Annotated in this window: 18 protein-coding genes; 9 read left to right on the top strand and 9 right to left on the bottom strand. The window is 73.3% G+C overall.

Translation table 11 applies throughout. The features are described from left to right. Positions 1 to 26 precede the first annotated feature (26 nt). The gene (locus tag ACZ6R9_RS03625; protein ID WP_465536316.1) at positions 27 to 407 is read right to left on the bottom strand and encodes a MerR family transcriptional regulator; all 381 of its coding nucleotides are present in this window, start codon (positions 405 to 407) and stop codon (positions 27 to 29) included. Continuing rightward, positions 404 to 1,396, bottom strand: coding sequence for a helix-turn-helix transcriptional regulator (locus tag ACZ6R9_RS03620; RefSeq protein ID WP_465536314.1), 993 nt, complete (start codon positions 1,394 to 1,396; stop codon positions 404 to 406). The genes ACZ6R9_RS03625 and ACZ6R9_RS03620 overlap by 4 nt, the downstream gene beginning before the upstream one ends. Positions 1,397 to 1,533: 137 nt before the next feature. On the opposite strand from ACZ6R9_RS03620, the gene ACZ6R9_RS03615 reads away from it, so the two are divergent. The 3 genes from ACZ6R9_RS03615 (at position 1,534) to gap (ending at position 4,598) form a co-directional block, all read left to right on the top strand. Beyond that, positions 1,534 to 2,097, top strand: coding sequence for a DinB family protein (locus ACZ6R9_RS03615; protein ID WP_380486352.1), 564 nt, complete (start codon positions 1,534 to 1,536; stop codon positions 2,095 to 2,097). 393 nt (positions 2,098 to 2,490) lie between these two features. After that, a complete protein-coding gene (locus ACZ6R9_RS03610) occupies positions 2,491 to 3,447 on the top strand; it encodes a GlxA family transcriptional regulator (RefSeq protein WP_465536311.1) in 957 nt (318 codons plus the stop codon). A gap of 152 nt (positions 3,448 to 3,599) precedes the next feature. Further along, positions 3,600 to 4,598, top strand: coding sequence for a type I glyceraldehyde-3-phosphate dehydrogenase (gene gap / locus ACZ6R9_RS03605; protein WP_465536309.1), 999 nt, complete (start codon positions 3,600 to 3,602; stop codon positions 4,596 to 4,598). Positions 4,599 to 4,696: 98 nt separating this feature from the next. On the opposite strand, the gene ACZ6R9_RS03600 is transcribed toward gap, so the two are convergent. The 3 genes from ACZ6R9_RS03600 to ACZ6R9_RS03590 form a co-directional block, all read right to left on the bottom strand. Continuing rightward, positions 4,697 to 5,893, bottom strand: coding sequence for a serine hydrolase domain-containing protein (locus tag ACZ6R9_RS03600; protein WP_465536307.1), 1,197 nt, complete (start codon positions 5,891 to 5,893; stop codon positions 4,697 to 4,699). Between the two features lie 192 nt (positions 5,894 to 6,085). Next, positions 6,086 to 6,748, bottom strand: a complete 663-nt coding sequence (locus tag ACZ6R9_RS03595; protein ID WP_465536305.1) for a response regulator — start codon at positions 6,746 to 6,748, stop codon at positions 6,086 to 6,088. Positions 6,749 to 6,848: 100 nt separating this feature from the next. Continuing rightward, on the bottom strand, positions 6,849 to 7,973 hold the full coding sequence (locus tag ACZ6R9_RS03590) for a sensor histidine kinase (protein ID WP_465536303.1): 1,125 nt from the start codon (positions 7,971 to 7,973) through the stop codon (positions 6,849 to 6,851). Between the two features lie 120 nt (positions 7,974 to 8,093). On the opposite strand from ACZ6R9_RS03590, the gene ACZ6R9_RS03585 reads away from it, so the two are divergent. From ACZ6R9_RS03585 to ACZ6R9_RS03565, 5 genes are read left to right on the top strand one after another with little or no spacing between them, the layout of a single operon-like run. Then, positions 8,094 to 8,282, top strand: coding sequence for a hypothetical protein (locus ACZ6R9_RS03585; protein WP_465536301.1), 189 nt, complete (start codon positions 8,094 to 8,096; stop codon positions 8,280 to 8,282). Then, the gene (locus ACZ6R9_RS03580; protein ID WP_465536299.1) at positions 8,279 to 9,184 is read left to right on the top strand and encodes an ABC transporter ATP-binding protein; all 906 of its coding nucleotides are present in this window, start codon (positions 8,279 to 8,281) and stop codon (positions 9,182 to 9,184) included. The genes ACZ6R9_RS03585 and ACZ6R9_RS03580 overlap by 4 nt, the downstream gene beginning before the upstream one ends. After that, positions 9,181 to 10,173: a transporter gene (locus ACZ6R9_RS03575; protein ID WP_465536297.1), complete on the top strand. Its 993-nt coding sequence runs from the start codon at positions 9,181 to 9,183 to the stop codon at positions 10,171 to 10,173. The genes ACZ6R9_RS03580 and ACZ6R9_RS03575 overlap by 4 nt, the downstream gene beginning before the upstream one ends. Before the next feature lie 59 nt (positions 10,174 to 10,232). Then, positions 10,233 to 10,745: a SigE family RNA polymerase sigma factor gene (locus ACZ6R9_RS03570; protein WP_380486370.1), complete on the top strand. Its 513-nt coding sequence runs from the start codon at positions 10,233 to 10,235 to the stop codon at positions 10,743 to 10,745. Continuing rightward, positions 10,742 to 11,680, top strand: coding sequence for a hypothetical protein (locus ACZ6R9_RS03565; protein WP_380486372.1), 939 nt, complete (start codon positions 10,742 to 10,744; stop codon positions 11,678 to 11,680). The genes ACZ6R9_RS03570 and ACZ6R9_RS03565 overlap by 4 nt, the downstream gene beginning before the upstream one ends. A 12-nt stretch (positions 11,681 to 11,692) precedes the next feature. On the opposite strand, the gene ACZ6R9_RS03560 is transcribed toward ACZ6R9_RS03565, so the two are convergent. From ACZ6R9_RS03560 to ACZ6R9_RS03545, 4 genes are all read right to left on the bottom strand, one after another. Next, complete coding sequence (locus ACZ6R9_RS03560) at positions 11,693 to 13,099, bottom strand: alpha/beta hydrolase family protein (protein WP_465536294.1); 1,407 nt, start codon at positions 13,097 to 13,099, stop codon at positions 11,693 to 11,695. 163 nt (positions 13,100 to 13,262) lie between these two features. After that, a complete protein-coding gene (locus tag ACZ6R9_RS03555; RefSeq protein ID WP_465536292.1) occupies positions 13,263 to 14,039 on the bottom strand; it encodes an ABC transporter permease in 777 nt (258 codons plus the stop codon). After that, positions 14,036 to 15,118 (bottom strand): ATP-binding cassette domain-containing protein, encoded by a 1,083-nt coding sequence (locus ACZ6R9_RS03550; RefSeq protein WP_465536290.1) that lies wholly within the window; start codon positions 15,116 to 15,118, stop codon positions 14,036 to 14,038. The genes ACZ6R9_RS03555 and ACZ6R9_RS03550 overlap by 4 nt, the downstream gene beginning before the upstream one ends. 67 nt (positions 15,119 to 15,185) lie before the next feature. Then, entirely contained in the window at positions 15,186 to 15,854 is a 669-nt protein-coding gene (locus ACZ6R9_RS03545) for a DUF4097 family beta strand repeat-containing protein (protein ID WP_465536288.1), read from the bottom strand. Positions 15,855 to 16,079: 225 nt separating this feature from the next. On the opposite strand from ACZ6R9_RS03545, the gene ACZ6R9_RS03540 reads away from it, so the two are divergent. After that, on the top strand, positions 16,080 to 16,859 hold the full coding sequence (locus ACZ6R9_RS03540; RefSeq protein WP_465536286.1) for a helix-turn-helix domain-containing protein: 780 nt from the start codon (positions 16,080 to 16,082) through the stop codon (positions 16,857 to 16,859). The last annotated feature ends 23 nt before the right edge of the window (positions 16,860 to 16,882 follow it).

Genomic DNA, 16,882 nt, shown 5'->3' with positions numbered 1-16,882 from the left:
GTGGCCGAACGGGTGGCCGGGGGTTGTCAGTTGGCATCGAGGAGGCTGCGGTACCAGTCGATCTTCGCGCGCAGGTGGGTGCGTTGGCGTTCCAGCAGGGCGATCCGGTCGTTGACGGCGGCATCGTGCTGTTCCAGCAGGCCGATCCGGTCGCGGAGGCTGTCCGGGCCCTCGGTGCGGGCGAGTTCGGCGTAGCGGCGCATGTCGGCGATCGGCATGCCGGTGTCGCGCAAGCAGCGCAGGATGCCGAGCCAGGCCAGGTCGTCGGGGGTGAAGCGGCGGTGGCCGCTGGTGGCGCGGGTGATGGCGGTGAGCAGGCCGATGCGCTCGTAGTAGCGCAGGGTGTCCAGGCTGAAGCCCGAGCGTTCGGCGGCCTCGGCGGGGGTGAGCAGCTGCTGAGTCGTCACGGAGCCGATTCTGCCCGCTCGTTGGGGAGGGCGCAGCGGGTGAAGCGTTCGCCCCAGGTGGCGAGCAGCGCGGCGAGTTCGGGCGGGGAGACGACCTGGAAATCGGCGTCCAGTGAGCCGATTGCCATCGCGGGCCAGTCCAGTGCTTCGGCGTTCATCAGGACCCGGCAACGGGCCTCGTCCAGCTCCTCGACCTCGGTCCAGGGGCCGATGCGCTGCCGGACCGTCCCCGCCGGGGCGTCGATCAGGACCTCGACCCGGTATGGGCGGGACTGGCCGGAGAGGCCGGCCCGGACGAATTCGGCGGCGTCGGCGGCCGGGAGGGCGCGCGGCAGGAAGTGGGCGCCGGTCGGTGCGGGCGCGGTGAGCCGGTCCAGGCGGAAGGTTCGCCAGTCGTGCCGGGTGAGGTCGTACGCCACCAGGTACCAGCGCCGTCCCAGCCGGACCAGGTGGTGCGGCTCGGTGTGGCGCTCGCCGGCGCGGCCGTCGGCGGTGCCGTACTGGAAGCGCAGCCGTTCGGTGTCGCGGCAGGCCAGGGCGACGGCGGTGAGGGTGTCCGGGTCGATCCGGGCGTCGTTGCCGCCGTTGCCGTGCCAGCCGGCCGGCACCGTGACGGTGCGCAGCGCCTCCACCCGGCGGCGCAGCCGGGACGGCATCACCTGCACCACCTTCGCCAGCGCCCGCACCGAGGCCTCGGCCAGGCCCTCCACCGCGCCGTCGGCCGCCGCCTGGAGCCCGACGGCCAGCGCGACCGCCTCCTCGTCGTCGATCACCAGCGGTGGCAGCGCGGCGCCCGCGGCCAGCTGGTAGCCGCCGTCCACGCCGCGGCGGGCCTCCACCGGGTAGCCGAGCTCGCGCAGCCGGTCGACGTCGCGCCGCAGGGTGCGGGCGGAGACGCCGAGCCGGGCGGAGAGATCCTCGCCGGGCCAGAAGCGGTGGGACTGGAGCAGGGTGAGCAACCGCAGGGTGCGGGCGCTGGTGTCGGCCATGCGATCGATCCTCCTCGAATTGCGGCCGGAAACTGACCGCAATGGTCCCTAGTGTGGAACACGAGCGAGCGAGACACCGCGAAGGTGGTGTTGAACTCCGTTGTGGCGAACCGCAGTTGCTATCGAGAGGCGAGACGATGACCGAGACCACCGTCGGCGAGTACCCCGCTGCCACCATCACGGACGAGCGGCTGACCGGGGAGAAGGCCGACCTGGTGGCGGCGCTTCGCGCGGCCCGGCACTTCCTGCGACTGACCGCCCGCGGCCTGACCGACGAGCAGGCCGGGCACCGCAGCACCGTCAGCGAGCTGTGCATCGGCGGCCTGATCAAGCACGTCACCTCGGGGGAGCGGCTCTGGGCCGGGTTCATCGAGTTCGGCCCGTCCGCGATGCCGGACTTCAACAACTTCACCGAGGCCGACTACGAGCGCCGCGCCCAGGAGTACCGCATGCTCCCCGGCGAGACCCTGGCCGGCGTGCTCGCCGCGTACGAGGCGGTGGCCGCCGCGACCGACGAGCTGGTGGCGGGCCTCGACGACCTGGGCGCCTCCCACCCGCTGCCCGCCGCCCCCTGGTTCGACTCCGACGAGCACTGGTCCGCCCGCCGCACCCTGATGCACATCATCGCCGAGACCGTCCAGCACGCCGGCCACGCCGACATCGTCCGGGAGGCCATCGACGGGGCGAAGAGCATGGGCTGAGGATTGGAGCGAGTCGAGGGGCCCGGCATGGCTGACGCGGCGTCAGTCGTACGGGCCCCGCGTCATGATCCCGGTGAGGGACCGGCCGCTGGGGGAGCGGGTGCTGCGCGCGCACTACGCCGACCTGGCCCGGACGGAGGGCGCGGTGCTGGCCGGCGGGCTCGACCGGACGGTGGTCCGGCCGCCCCGGCTCACCGACCAGGCGCTCATCCGGGACCACCGGATCGCGTACGGCCGGAACGTGCATGGTGGCTCGCCGTCTCCCGGGCCGACGTCGCGCACTGCATGCTGCGCGGCCTGGCGGATGCGGAGACGGTCGGGCGGACCCTCGGCATCGCCGACCGAGCGCGAGCGCGTGCCGGGCGCCGGTCGGGCGGCGCCTAGGCTGAAGGGGTGTCTGCTCCTCGTCTGCGCCGCGTGGCCGTCCTGGTCCTGGACGGTGCGAAGCCGCTCGATGTCGGGATTCCGGCGCAGGTGTTCTCCACCCGCGCGAGCATGCCGTACGAGGTGCGGGTGTGCGGGGCGGCGCCCGGGCTGGTGGCGGGCGGGGACGGGCTGTCGTACCACGTGGCGCACGGGCTGGAGGCCCTGGAGTGGGCGGAGTCGGTGTTCGTGCCCGGCTACCGGCATCCCGACCGGGACGACCCGCCGGCCGCCGTGGTCGAGGCGCTGTGCGCGGCGCACGCCGGCGGGGCCCGGCTGGCAGCGATCTCCACCGGGGCGTTCGCGCTGGCCGCCACCGGGCTGCTGGACGGCCGCCGGGCCACCACGCACTGGCACTACGCCCGGGCGCTGGCAGCGAAGTATCCGCGGGTGCGGGTGGACGAGAACGTGCTGTTCGTGGACGAGGGCAGCGTGCTCACCTCGGCGGGCGCGGCCTCCGGCATCGACCTGTGCCTGCACATGCTGCGCCGCGACCTCGGGGTGGCCGCGTCCAACCACACCGCGCGGCGGCTGGTGGCCGCGCCGTACCGCAGCGGCGGGCAGGCGCAGTACGTGCCGCGCAGCGTGCCCGAGCCGATCGGGCAGCGGTTCGCCGCCACCCGGGAGTGGGCGCTGCACCGGCTGGACGAGCCGCTGACGGTGCGGACGCTGGCCCGGCACGCCGCGGTCTCGCCGCGCACCTTCTCCCGGCGGTTCGTCGAGGACACCGGGTACACGCCGATGCAGTGGGTGCTGCGGGCCCGGGTGGACCTGGCCCGTGAGCTGCTGGAACGTTCCGAGCGGAGCGTGGAGCGGATCGCCGCCGAGACCGGGCTGGGCACCGGTGCGAATCTGCGCACGCACTTCCAGCAGATCCTCGGGACCACGCCGAGCGAGTACCGGCGAACGTTCACCAAGGGGGAGTGAAAGCGCTTTCCGGATGCGGAGGGAAAGCGTTTTCCCGTTGGGGCGGAGCATTGGCACGATCCTTTTGAACCATGGCACGGACGCCACTGCCACCGGCCCCGGGCGCGAGCGAAAGTGGAGGCGTTCACCCAGCGCACAGAAGGGCACCTGCCATGACCCGCATCGCCATCAACGGATTCGGCCGCATCGGACGCAACGTGCTGCGCGCCCTGCTGGAGCGCGACAGCAAGTTGGAGGTCGTCGCCGTCAACGACCTGACCGAGCCGACCGCGCTGGGCCGGCTGCTGGCGTACGACACCACCTCGGGCCGGCTCGGGCGCCCGGTGACCGTCGAGGGTGATGTGCTGGTGGTGGACGGCCGCCGGATCAAGGTGCTCGCCGAGCGCAACCCCGCCGACCTGCCCTGGGCCGAACTGGGCGTGGACATCGTGCTGGAGGCCACCGGCCGGTTCACCTCCGCGGAGGCGGCCCGGGCGCACCTGACCGCCGGGGCGAAGAAGGTTCTGGTGTCCGCGCCGTCCGCCGGTGCCGACGTCACCCTCGCCTACGGCGTCAACACCGAGGCGTACGACCCGGCCGCGCACACCATCGTCTCCAACGCGTCCTGCACCACCAACGCGCTGGCCCCGCTGGCCGCCGTCCTCGACGAACTGGCCGGTATCGAGCACGGTTTCATGACCACCGTGCACGCCTACACCCAGGAGCAGAACCTCCAGGACGGCCCGCACCGCGACCCGCGCCGGGCCCGCGCCGCCGCCGTCAACATCGTGCCGACCACCACCGGCGCCGCCAAGGCGATCGGCCTGGTGTTGCCGCAGCTGGACGGCAAGCTGTCCGGTGACTCGATCCGGGTGCCCGTCCCGGTCGGCTCGATCGTCGAGCTGAACACCACCGTCTCCCGCGACGTCACCCGCGAGGAGGTGCTCGCCGCCTACCGGGAGGCCGCCGGCGGCAGGCTCGCGGGCATCCTGGAATACTCCGAGGACCAGCTGGTCTCCTCCGACATCACCGGCAACCCGGCGTCCTCGATCTTCGATTCGGAGCTCACCCGGGTCGACGGCCGCCACATCAAGGTGGTCGCCTGGTACGACAACGAGTGGGGCTTCTCGCACCGGGTCATCGACACCCTGGAGCTGCTCGCCGCGAGCTGACGCCACGCCAGGGGCCCGCGCCGATCGGACGGTGCGGGCCCTTTCGTGTGTTGATCAGGCAGTCAGGCAGTCAGGCAGGCAGTCAGGCGGCCCGGTGGTCAGTTGGTCGGCAGGTCGAACGCGGCGGCGGCAACCCGGTACTGGGCCGAGAAGGGGGCGCCCGCGCGGGAGGTCGGGGTGAAGGAGTAGACGAGGTCACGGGAGCCGTCGCGGGTGGCGAAGACCGCGCTGGTGTACCCGGGGCGGCTGCCGGTCTTGCCCCAGAACTCGATGCCGGGGGCGGGGGAGAAACGCATCAGGCCGGTGCTGAAGCAGGCCCGGCCGGAAGTGGGGCCGATGTCGCAGTGGTCGTTCTGGTGGTTCGGGACATCGGGGACGGCGAACAGTTCGGCCTGCTGGGCGGGCGGCAGCAGCTTGCCGTGCAGCAGCGCGGACATGAAGCGCTCCAGGTCGGGCGCGTTGGAGATCATGCCGCCCTCGGCCCACGGCCAGGGGCTCTGCCGGGTGACGTCCGCCAGGCCGGTGCTGCCGTCCGGGCGGGTGACGGCGAGGACGGCGTGCGCGCTCGGGTTCGGCAGCGCGGTGTCGTCGGCGTCGGGTGCCCAGGTGTGGTGCAGGCCGAGCGGGCGCAGGATCCGGGCGTTGAGCTCCTGGGCGAAGCTGTGGCCGGTGACCTGTTCGATCACCATGCCCGCCAGGTAGTAGTTGATGCCGTTGTACTGCTGGGCGGTGCCCGGGTCGAACTGCTTCGGGTTGGCCATGATCCGCCTGACCACTTCCTGCGGGGTGAAGCTGTCGCTCGCGTGGGCGGCGAACCACTCCGGGGTGCCGTCGTCGGGGAACTGCCCCTGGCCGGTCGGCAGGCCGCTGGTGTGGTTGAGCAACTGCCGTACGGTGACCGCGGGGTAGTCCTTCGGCAGGGTGTTCGGCGGCAGGTACTGCTGGACGGCGCCGTCCAGGTCGACGCGGTGCTCGGCGACGAGCTGGAGCACCACGGTGGCGGTGAACACCTTGGAGATGCTGCCGATCCGGAACTCCCCGTCCGCCTTCACCGGCCGTCCGGTGGCCGGGTCGCCGGTGCCGGAGGTGCCCGACCAGCGGCCGTCCTCGCCGCCCACCAGCACGACGGCGCTGGTGAGTTGGGCGTTCGGCAGGCCTGCGATGGAGGCGCGCAGCGCGGCCGCGTTCGGCGGGGTGCTGTGGCCGGTGGCGGCCTGCGCCCCGCCGACCGCCCCGGCGGTGAGTCCGGCCACCATCGCCACCGTCATGGCCGTACCCGCCAGCTTGCGACCCATCGCCTTCACGGTCATCCCCCGTGCCCCCAACTTCGTGTCCCAGCCAGTGTTCTGACGTCGAGAAGTGTGGCGCGCGAGGCTGGTCGGGCGGATCCGGGCCGGACCCCGAGCTGCCCCTGATCCGTCCCGGGGAGCGGTCTCGGGGGCGGATCAGGGGCGGCGCTCCTCGGGGCGGGGGCGGCGCTCCTGGGGTCAGGTGGAGGGCCGGTCCATCAGGTGGTGCTGCCAGGCCCAGGCGGCGATCTCGACGCGGTTGCGGGCGCCGAGCTTCTGCTGGACGGCCGTCAGGTGGCTCTTGACGGTGCTGAGGGTGATGAACAGGTCGGCGGCGATCTCCTGGTTGGTGCGGCCCTTGGCGATGGCGCGGACCACCTCGGTCTCGCGGACGGAGAGCGGCCGGCCGGGTGGGTCGGCGGCGGGCGTGGCGGGGGCGGTGAGGCCGCGCAGCAGGCGGAGGGTGAGGGAGGGCGAGATCAGGGCGTCGCCGGCGTGCGCGGCGCGAACCGCCTCGATCAGCAGGGCCGGTGCGGCGCCCTTGAGGACGAACCCGACCGCGCCGGCGTGCAGCGCGCCGTGCACGTACTCGTCGAGGTCGAAGGTGGTCACGACGACCACCCGCAGCGGGTCCGGGACGCCGGGGCCGGCCAGCGCGCGGGTGACGTCGATGCCGTCCAGTCCGGGCATCCGGATGTCGACCAGGCAGACGTCGGGTTGCAGCCGGCGGGCGAGTTCGATCGCCTCGGGGCCGTCGGCGGCCTCGCCGACCACGGTGATGTCGTCCTGGTCCTCCAGGATCAGCCGCAGGCCGCCGCGGATCATCGCCTGGTCGTCGGCGAGCAGGACGCGGATGGTCATCGGGCACCACCGGAGGGGAGTTCGGTAAGGGCGGAGGCGAAGTCGGCTTTGGGGGGCCCGAGTTGGGTGGGCTGTCGGTCCGGGGCGTCGGTTGTGGTGGTCATCGGGCCGCGCCGGCCGGGACGGGGAGTTCGGCGTGGACGGTCCAGCCGCCGGTGGGGGCGGGGCCGGCGGTGAAGGTGCCGCCGAGGGCCTCGACGCGTTCGCGCATGCCGAGCAGGCCGAAGCCGCCGGGGCGCAGGTGGCGGGTGTGGGCGGGTGGGGCGTCGTCCTTGACGGTGACGGTGAGGGCGCCGGGCGGGTGGGCGACGGTGACTTCGGCGGTGCGGGCGTGGGTGGCGTGGCGGGCGACGTTGGTGAGCGACTCCTGGACGATCCGGTGCACGGTGGTGGCGACCTCCGGCGGCCAGGGTGCGGCGTCCCGGTCGGGGAGGTGCAGCTGGACGGCCGGGCCGTGGCCGTCGAACCGCCGTACCAGGGCGGTGAGTTCGGCCGCGCCAGGGGCGGTGGGGGCGGTGCCCGGGGTGTCGTCGGCGGCCCGCAGCAGGCCCACCACCCGGCGCATCGCGGACAGCGCGTCCGCGCCCGCCGTCTCGATGCCGGCGAGGGTCTCGTCCAGTTGCTCGGGGCGTTTGCGGGCGACGATCCGGGCGGCCTGGGTCTGCACCACCACGCCGGTGATGTGGTGGGCCACCAGGTCGTGCAACTCGCGTGCCAGCGCCAGGCGTTCGTCCCGGCGGACGGATTCCGCGGCGGCCCGGCGGCGGTGGTCCAGCAGCCGCAGGCCGAGGCCGGCGGCGAGTGCCAGCGCCCACACCTCGACGCCGATCCGGAACGAGGTGGCCGGGGCCGGGGCCGCCAGCAGGCCTGCCGTCATCAGGGCCAGTCCGGCCGCGCCGAGGGCCGCCGCGGGGCGCCACGGCAGCGTCCGCACCGCCGACCCGCCCAGCACCAGCAGCCCCAGCACCGCTGCCGCGCCCGGCTCGCCGGGCAATCCCGCCGCCCGTGCCACCAGCGCCGCCGCGCCGGCCACGGCCAGGCCCAGGGCGGCCGCCCAACCCCGGTGACGGTCACGCCCCAGCGCCAGCGCGCACACCACCGCACCGGTCGCCGCGTCGAGTGTCCACACCCGGCCCTGCGCCGTGTACTGCGCCGCCATCACCAGCAGCACCAGCGCGAATCCCGCGCCCAGCACCGCGTTTCCCACCATCGCCGTTCGTCTCACGGCCGCCACCGTAGGCGAATGCGCCGCCGCCGCGAACCGACCGAAAGTACGACCCCGTGCGGCCCGGACCGTACCTTCGGCCGCTGCGGGCGTCTGCCGCCGAACGGGAACGTGGGGCCCATGACCACACCCCTGGCCGGCGCCGCACTGCTCGCGGTGGCCGAGAAGACCGAACGCAGTCCGCTGCTCTACGCCTGGTGGGCGCTCCAACTGGCCGTGCTGATCGCCCTCGGCTGGGGCGGGTACCGCCTGGTGCGGGCCTGGCGGGCGCGGCGTGCCGAGCGGGACGCGGAGGACGGGCAGTGGTGACGCCGGTGCTGGAGACCGTCGGGCTCGGCAAGCGCTACGGGCGCCGACTGGCGCTCGCCGACGTCGAGTTGAGCATTCCGGCGGGCCGGGTGGTCGGCCTGGTCGGGCCCAACGGCGCGGGCAAGTCCACGCTGATGCAGCTCGCCTGCGGGCTGATCGGCCCGACCTCGGGCCGGATCCTGGTGCACGGCACCGAGCCCGGCACCCACCCCGACCACCTGGCCCGGGTCGGATACGTCGCCCAGGACACCCCCGTCTGTCCGGACCTCACCGTCGCCGAGCACCTGCGGCTCGGCGCCCGCCTCAACCCGCGCTGGGACGCCGCGCTCGCCGAACGCCGGCTGGCCCGTTCCGGGCTCGACCCCCGGCAGAAGGCCGGCCGGCTGTCCGGCGGGCAGCGTGCCCAGCTCGCCCTCACCGTGGCCGCCGCCAAGCGCCCCGACCTGCTGATCCTCGACGAGCCCGCCGCTGCCCTCGACCCGCTTGCCCGGCACGCCTTCCTCGACCACCTGATGGAGTCCGTCACCGAACTCGGCGCCACCGCCGTGCTCTCCTCGCACGCGCTGCCCGACGTCGCCCGGGTCTGCGACCACCTGGTGGTGCTCGCCCGTGGCCGCGTCCAACTGCACGGCGACATAGGGCCGTTGCTCGACCGGCACGCCCGGGTGACCGGACGTCCCGCCGACCTCGACGCGCTCCTGGCCGACGGCACCGTGCTCACCCGCACCGACCCGGCGGACGGCCCGGCCACCGCCCTGGTCCGCACCGAACGGCCGCTGCCCGCCGGGCCGTTCACCGTCACCGCGCCCGACCTGGAAGAACTCGTCCTCGCCCACCTCGCCCGCGCCGAACGGCCGGGCGGCCGCGGGCCCTCGACCGGCCGACCGGAGGCCCGCCGATGATCTGGCTGACTTGGCGCCAGTTCCGCACCCAGGCCCTGATCGGCCTGGCCGCGCTGCTCCTGCTGGGCGGCTACCTGCTGCTGCTCGGCCTCGACATCCACCACGCCCACCAGGACACCCTCGCGCACTGCGCGGCCCGCGCCGACTGCACCGGGCAACTCGCCGCGTTCGCCGACCGCTACCGGCTGCGCACCGACCTGCTCGGCCACCTGCTGCTGGTGCTGCCCGTCGTGTTCGGCGTGTTCTGCGGGGCGCCGCTGGTCGCCCGCGAGTTCGAGGCCGGCACCCACCGGCTGGTGTGGAACCAGAGCATCACCCGCCGCCACTGGCTGGCGGTCAAACTGGCCGTGGTGGGCGGCAGTTGCACGCTCGCGGCCGGGGCTGTCGCGCTGCTGCTCGGCTGGGCCACCGGCCCCGTCCTCGCCGTCGAGGGCGCGCGCTTCGAACCCCTCGCCTTCGCCGCGCACGGGCTCGTGCCCGCCGCGTACGCCGCCTTCGCGTCCGTGCTCGGGGCCACCCTCGGCCTCCACCTGCGCCGGACCGTCCCGGCGATGGCCGCCACCCTGGCGGTGTTCACCGTCGTCCAGCTGGCCGTTCCGGCCCTGGTCCGACCGCACTACCGGGCGCCCGAGCGGACCAGTGTGCAGCTGACCGCGCCGATCGTCGCCAAGCTCAGCAAGATCGGCACCTACGGCGACATCGGCGGCCTGCGCGTCCCCGGCGGCCCCTGGGTGATCGACACCAGCGCGATCCTCGACGAGACCGGCGCGACCGTCGGGCACAGCGACTGGTTCCAGGACTGCATGGATCACAGCTCGCTCGCCGAGCTGCCCCGCTGCCTCGCCGACCACCGGATCCACGTGGAGATCACCCAGCAGCCCGCCGACCGCTACTGGACCTTCCAGGCCGTGGAGAGCGCCCTGTTCGCGCTGCTCACCGCCGCCACCGCGCTCCTCGCGGTGCGACGGCTGCGCACCCGAGCCGACTGACCGGAGAATCGATCGGAAGACCTGACAACCTTTCGGATGGGCTCGGGCGTGTGGTCGGTGTGACCCGAGGAACCGAGGACGACCTCTACACGGCATTCGTCGCGGCCGCCTGGCCGCGACACCTACGGACGGCCACCCTGATCACGGGGGACCGGCTCCGCGGCGAGGAACTGCTCCAGGACTGCCTGGTCAAGCTCTATGTCCGCTGGCACCGGATGGCCACCGACGACCCGCACGCCTACCTGCGGCGGATGCTCGTCAACGGTCATGTCAGCTGGTGGCGCCGGCGACGACGGGAGACCCTCACCGCCGAGCTGCCGGACCTGCCAGGCACGCCCGGCGACGAGTACGGCGCGACGGACGAACTCCACCGCGCGCTGCGCTCGTTGCCCGCCCGGCAGCGTGCGGTGGTGGTGCTGCGGCACCTGGAGGACCTGTCCGAGAAGGACACCGCCGCCGTCCTCGGCTGCTCGGTCGGCACCGTCAAGAGCCAGCACTCCCGGGCCTTGGCCCGGCTGCGCACGGCGCTTCCGAAGAACCGCTCGAAGAACGAGGAGGCTGTCAGCCCATGAGCACCAACGAGCACGAGGACCTGTCGCAGGCGCTGGAGGTGCTGGCGGACCGCCAGCTCCCGCCCGGGTCCGCACCCACGGCGGACCTGCTGCGGCGGGGCCGCCGCAGCAAGCGGCTGCGCGCCGCCACCGTGTCCGGCACGGCCGTCGTCGTCGGCGCGGTCGCGATGGGGGCGCTGTTCATCGGCGGCCCGGCGGCCACCTCCTCCGGCATTGGGCCGGCCGCTGCGGCCGCGTCCGGTCCGGAAGCCTCGGGCAAGCCCTCCGGTACGCCGTCGGGCAAGCCCACCGAGTCCTCCAAGCCGTCCAGCCAGCCGTCGGGCAAGCCCACCGAGTCCTCCAAGCCGTCCAGCCAGCCGTCGACCAAGCCCTCGGGCTCGTCCAAGCCCTCCGGCACGCCGTCGACCAAGACCAGCAACAGCCCCGTCCTCAACCCGAGGGTGCAGGAGCTGCTGGCGGCGCGGAACCCGGCCGGCTACCGGATCGCCAGCAGCTACGACGACCCCGACCCGGAGCCCGGATCGGGCGTGCGGTACCGGGTCGCGACGACGGAGACGCTCGTCAACGACGCGACCAACCCCGTGCGGGTCGGTGATCTCCGCATCGAGATCACCCACGTGAAGGAAATGGCGCCCGGGACGACGTACCAGCCGAACCCGAGCTGCGACGCGACGTCCAACTGCACCATCACGCACCGCCCCGACGGCAGTGTGCTGATGGTCAAGCTTCCCCCGGCGGCGGGCGGCATTTACTGGTGGCAGGCCACCCTGTACCGCACCGACGGCAGCCTGGTCACCGCCATCTCGAACAACTCCCCGATGGCGCCGGACGGCCCGATCGATCCGCCGGCCCTCAACGGCGACCAGCTCACGACCCTCGTCCTGGACCCGGTCTGGTCGCACGTGATCGATCAGCTGGTGGCTCAGTTCGGCTGATCCCGTCGCGGGTCAGGGGCGCAGCAGTCCCCAGTACAGCGCCCACGGGACGAACGCCGCGCCCGAGAGCGCCAGGAGTCCGAGCCGCACCCGGACACCGTCCGCCGGGGGGTTGCGGACGGTGGTGGCGACGGTCGTTCCGGCCGCCACCACCGTTGCCACCGCCGCCAGTTGCAGCATCAGCCAGGCGACGGGCCGGCCGAGCAGGACCGGCCCGGGCAGCCCGGCCGCCGTGATCGCCATGAACAGCAGGTAGAGCGGGGTGCCGACGACCGCGAGCGTGCCGGTCAGCGCGGCCCAGCGGGCCGGGCGCGGCACTCCGGCGGGTACGGGGCGGCGGCGCAGCCGGCGGACGGCTCCGGTGGCCAGGTGACCGGCGAAGCCGACCAGGCAGACGGCCGTCAGTGCGGCCTGCAGCCAGGGCCGCTCGTACCAGTGGAGCGGGGCGAGCGGCCGGCTGGCGTACTCCTGCGCGGGGGCGGCGCCGACGGACACCGGCGGCAGGCCGCCGGCCAGGCCGGTGATCCAGCGGGACTCGAACTCGGCGTAGTCGTCCGGCAGTTGGCTCGGGCGGTCGAAGCCGTCGGCGAAGCTGCGCCGGAGGTTGTGGCGGACGTCGGGGACGGTGCGGATGGTGTAGTGCTGGTTGCCCGCGCGGTCCAGGGCGTCCCGGACGATCCGCTCGCTCTCGGCGGGCACGGCCTCCCGGTCCAGCGTTCCCCACTCGGCGAGCACCGGCAGGTGGAGCCGCTCCCAGGCGGGCACCGGGTCGTACTCCGCCTCGGGGAAGAGCCGGGCGGCGGCCAGCTCCCGGATCAGCGTGCTCTGCATGGTCGGGACCAGTGAGCCGGTGATCCCGGCGTGCCGCAGGTACTCCCCGTACGCCCAGGCCTGTTGGCGGGCCGGGCTGAGGCCGACCGCGCCCGCGGTCACCACGAAGGACACCTCGGAGGTCCGTCCGGCGGCCAGCGTGGCCACCCAGGCGCCCTCCGAAAGGCCCCACAGGCCGACCCGGTTCGGGTCGATCCCGGGCCGGGAGCGCAGGAGTTGGACGGCGGCGAGGGCGTCGTCGGCGAGGCGGTCGTAGTCGCGGCTGAGGGTCGAGTAGCCGGCGGTCCGTTTGTCCCAGATCAGCGTCGGGATGCCGTGCGCGGCGTACGCCTCGGCGGCGGGCCGGAGTTCGTCCATGGCGACCGGGCCGGCCCCGCCGACCATCACCAGTCCGGGGGCGCCGCTCGCGCCCGGTGCGGCGATCAGCTCGCCGTGCAGCCGGGTGCCGTCGGCGCTGGTGAACTCGACGGCGGTGTGGGCGAGTTGCTGTCCGGCCTCGGTCGGGGCGGCCGCCGCGGGGGTGGTGACCAGCAGGGCGAGCAGGAAGGCGATCAACCCCAGCAGCCGTGTTCTGTGCTTGTCCCGCATGGTGTGGTCTCCCCGTGGTCGAGCGCGATCGGTCGGACCCACCCTTTCCGATCGCGCGCCGCTGCGGGATGGGGGCGCCACCCGGGTCTGCACGGGGGACAACCCCCGGACATGACACCAGAGCTGACGAGACGTCAGCTCCGAGTCGAGTGCCGGGCGGCGATCACTTGGGCTCACGGTCGAACTGCGAGCGGGACCAGACGTAGCCGAGCACGGTGAGGGCGGCGCACCAGAGCAGCGCGATCCACCAGTTGTTGCCGATGTGGGTGCCGAGCAGCAGGCCGCGCAGCGTCTCGATGGCGGGGGTGAACGGCTGGTACTGGGCGATCGGCTGGAACCATCCGGGCATCGAGTGCAGCGGGACGAAGGCGCTGGAGATCAGCGGCAGCACGATCAGCGGCAGCGCGCTGTTGCTGGCGGCCTCCGCGTTGGGGCTGCCCAGGCCCATGCCGACGGCGATCCAGGTGAGGGCGAGCGCGACCAGCACCAGCAGGCCGAACGCGGCCAGCCACTCCAGCGTGGTGGCGTCGTGCGAACGGAAACCGATGGCCACGCCGACCGCGCCGACCAGCACCACGCTCAGCACCGACTGCAGCACGCTGCCGATCACCCGGCCGAACAGCACCGAGCCGCGGTGGATCGCCATGGTGCGGAACCGGGCGACGATGCCCTCGTTCATGTCCGTCGCCATCGAGACGGCGGTGCCGATCACGGTGGAGCCGATGGTCATCATCAGGATGCCGGGCACCAGGTAGGCGATGTAGGCGTCGCGGCCGGCCCCGCCGCTCATCGCGTCGCCGAAGATGTAGACGAACAGCAGGAGCAGCATCACCGGGGTGAGCAGCAGGTTCAGGGTGAGCGACGGGTAGCGCCGGGCGTGCAGCAGGTTGCGCCGCAGCATGGTGGACGAGTCGCGGACGGCGAGGGCGAACGAACTCATCGGGCAGCCTTCTTCGAGGAAGCGGCCTCGGCGGCCGGGGCGGTGGACGCGGTGGGCGCGGTGGGCGCGGTGGGCGCGGTGGGCGCGGTGGACGCGGTGGACGCGGTGGGCGCGGTGGCGGACGGGGCGTCGGGCTGGGCGGGGACGGCGGCGGGCGCGCCGGTCAGCGCGAAGAACACGTCGTCCAGGTCAGGGGTGTGCACGGTCAGCGAGTCGGCCTCGACGCCCGCCGCGTCGAGCCGGTCGAGCACCGAGCGCAGCGCGCGCTGGCTGCCGTCGCTGGGGACCAGCAGGGTCAGCGACTCGTCGTCGCGGGCGCTCTCGGCGAGTGCGTCGGCGGCGGACCGGTACCCGGTGGGGTCGGTGAAGCGGAGGCTGACGTGGCCGCCCGGGACGAGGCGCTTGAGCTCCTCGGCGGTGCCTTCGGCGGCGATCACGCCGTTGTGCAGGACGGCGATGCGGTCGGCGAGTTCGTCGGCCTCCTCCAGGTACTGGGTGGTGAGGAAGACGGTGACGCCGCCGGTGACGAGCTCCCGGATGATCTGCCACATGCTGTGCCGGCTGCGCGGGTCGAGGCCGGTGGTCGGCTCGTCCAGGAAGATGATCCGCGGGCTGCCGACCAGCGTCATCGCGATGTCGAGGCGGCGCTTCATGCCGCCGGAGTAGGTGGAGGCGGGCTTCTGCGCGGCCTCGGTGAGATCGAATCGGGCGAGGAGGTCGGCGGTGATCCGGCGGCCCTCCGCCCTGGGCAGGTGGTGCAGGTCGGCCATCAGCAGCATGTTCTCCTCGCCGGTGATCAGGCCGTCGACGGCGGAGAACTGGCCGGTGACGCCGATCGCGGCGCGCACCGCCTGCGGGGCGGCGGCCAGGTCGTGGCCGCCGATCCGGATCGGCCCGCTGCCCGGGCCGGCGGAGATGAGGGTGGAGAGGATCTTGACGGCGGTGGTCTTGCCGGCCCCGTTCGGGCCGAGCAGGGCGAAGACGGTCCCTTCCGGGACGGACAGGTCGATGCTGTCGAGGACGGTCTTGTCCCCGTAGGACTTGCGCAGCCCCTGTGCCGCGATGGCCAGGCCGGTCATGGGAGAGCTCCTTCTGCTGCTGTCGCTGGTGCTTGGTGGGTGTGGCCGGGGCGGTGCGTGGTGGTGGTCAGACGGTGCGGGCGCTGATGTCGCCGTTCTTGGTGGTGGCGCGAATGGTCAGCGCGGGCACGTCGTCGGCGTTGCGCAGCGCGTTGTGGATGCGGCCGTAGGAGGTGCCGGCGTCCAGCGAGGCGGAGACCCCGCGGGCGGCGCCGACGGTGATCGAACCGGACTGGGTGGTGAGCACCAGCTCGCCGCGCACCGCCTCGGCGACGGTGAGGTCGCCGCGCTGGGTGTCGAGCTGCGCGGACCCGGTGAGGCGGCCGACCTCGATGGCGCCGTCCTGGAGGACCAGCCGGCCGCCGGCCGTCTCGTCGAGCTTGGCCGCGCCGCGGGCGCTCTCGTAGGAGACCTCGCCGAGCCGTCCCACGCCGCGCAGTTCGGCGTCGGCGGCCTTCGCCTCGACCCGCGAACCGGACGGCAGCTGGACGGTCACCTCCACCGCTCCGCTCGGGCCGAGCAGGCGGTGGTTCGCGGAGGCGGTGACGATCCGCAGCACGCCGTCGGTGAGGACCGCCTCGGTCTGCTCGGCGGCCTGCACGTCGCGGCCCTTCGAGGGGTTCGCGGGGAGCACCTCGACGACGGTGTCGGTGCGGTCGGCGGCGATCAGGCGGAGGTGGCCGGCCGGGATGTCGATGACGGCGGTGATCGTGGCGGGGGTGTCGAACTTCTGCATCGTGGGCTCCGGCTTCGCGTCGTTTCTGATGATGGAAACGCTACGTTGCGTTCATGAAGTCGGCAAGACGGTTATTGCAATCAATCTGTATCTCTGCAGCTCAGGGATGGTAAATCGTTGCAATGGTTCGCGAGATAACGCAACGGAGGGATGGTTGGCGTTGCAATGACTTATAGGTGAACGCTATGCTGGGGCCGTACCGGGAAACCGACCGAGGAGACCGCGATGCCGGGAGGCAGGCTCACCCAGCAGGAACGCCAGCAGATCGCGCTGGGACTGGCCGACGACTTGGCGTACGCCGAGATCGCCCGCCGTCTGGACCGGCCGACCTCGACCATCACCCGCGAGGTCATGCGCAACGGCGGCCCGGGCAACTACCGGGCGGACCTCGCCCACCGCGCCACCGAGCACCGCGCCCAGCGCCGCACACTGCCCCGCGACCCGTACACCGACCGGCCCGCCGACGGGCGCGACCCGGAGGCCGTGCGCGCCTACGAGGAGACCGCCACCACGGTCTTCATGCACTCCGGCATGAGCCGGATGCCCGCCCGGGTGCTGGCCGCCCTGATGGTCACCGACGAAGGCGCCCTCTCCGCGGCCGAACTCGCCCAGCGCCTCCAGGTCAGCCCGGCGTCCATCTCCAAGGCGGTCGCCTTCCTGGACGAGCAGACCATGATCCGTCGTGAGCGCGACGACCGCCGGCGCGAGCGGTACCTGATCGACGGCGACATCTGGTACCAGGCCACCATCGCCAGCGCCCGTGCCAACGCCGCCGTGGTCGCCACCATCCGTGAGGGCATTCCCGTGCTCGGCCCGGGCACTCCGGCCGCCACCCGGCTGGAGAACATCGCGCGGTTCCTCGACTTCGTCTCGGACGGGTTGTTCCGGATGGCCGAGCAGGCCCGGGAAATCCTGTACGTCACGCCCGAGTCGGACACCGAGGCCACCGAGACCGCCGAAGCCGCCGAGACTTCCGAGGACAAGGGAGACGGCGGCAGGAGCTGAACGGCGGTGCCCGGTCAGGCCTT

This window comes from Kitasatospora sp. NPDC048662 (assembly GCF_055587065.1).
This window is presented reverse-complemented; position numbering and strand designations above follow the sequence as displayed.